This is a genomic window from Tsukamurella sputi (assembly GCF_007858445.1).
GTDB lineage: Bacteria > Actinomycetota > Actinomycetes > Mycobacteriales > Mycobacteriaceae > Tsukamurella > Tsukamurella sputi.
Genome location: NZ_VIGV01000137.1, coordinates 1 through 579, shown reverse-complemented (window position 1 = coordinate 579; position 579 = coordinate 1). Strand labels below are relative to the sequence as shown.

Genomic DNA, 579 nt, shown 5'->3' with positions numbered 1-579 from the left:
GTCCAGGCGGTCACGTTCGGTGAGGGTGAGGATCTTGCCCACGGGACCGTGCTCCGCCGACAGCGTGAGCATCCGCTCGTCGTTGACGCTGTTGACCCGATCCACGACGGCCCGCACGGTGTCCTCGTCGACGATCGGCACCGCCCATCCGTTCCACGGCCTGTCGAACGCGATCGCGCCGAACACGTGGTCGTCGCCGTCGATGTCGAACCTCTTGCGGGGGAACGGCTGGTAGTGAACGGTGGTGTACCAGTTGGTGCCAGCCTCGAAGTACACACCGAGCGGGTCGAGCTGGCTCTGCAGCTCTTCGCGCAGGGCGTACCCGCCAGGGCTCTCGTCCCAGTTGAACACGGTCGCCGCCGGATCGCCGTCGTGGACGATCACCAGCAGGGACTCCGTCCCGTACGTCTCGCCGCGCTCGCGCCACTGCTTGGCCGAGTAGAACTGGCCTCCCGCGTTGTTCGCGAGGTCCTTGTCCATCAGGAAGTCCCGGATGATCTCCGCGGCTCGTTGTCCGTTGATGCTCAGTCCCTCGGGCGTCGCCCAGCCGGTCGTAGTCATCATTTGCGCTGTCCTCCT

General features: G+C 66.0%; 1 protein-coding gene. It reads right to left on the bottom strand.

What is annotated here, in order from left to right:
• A partial coding sequence (locus FK268_RS23505; protein ID WP_146437861.1) for a hypothetical protein occupies positions 1–564 on the bottom strand: 564 nt, incomplete at its 3' end.
• Positions 565–579: the final 15 nt, after the last annotated feature.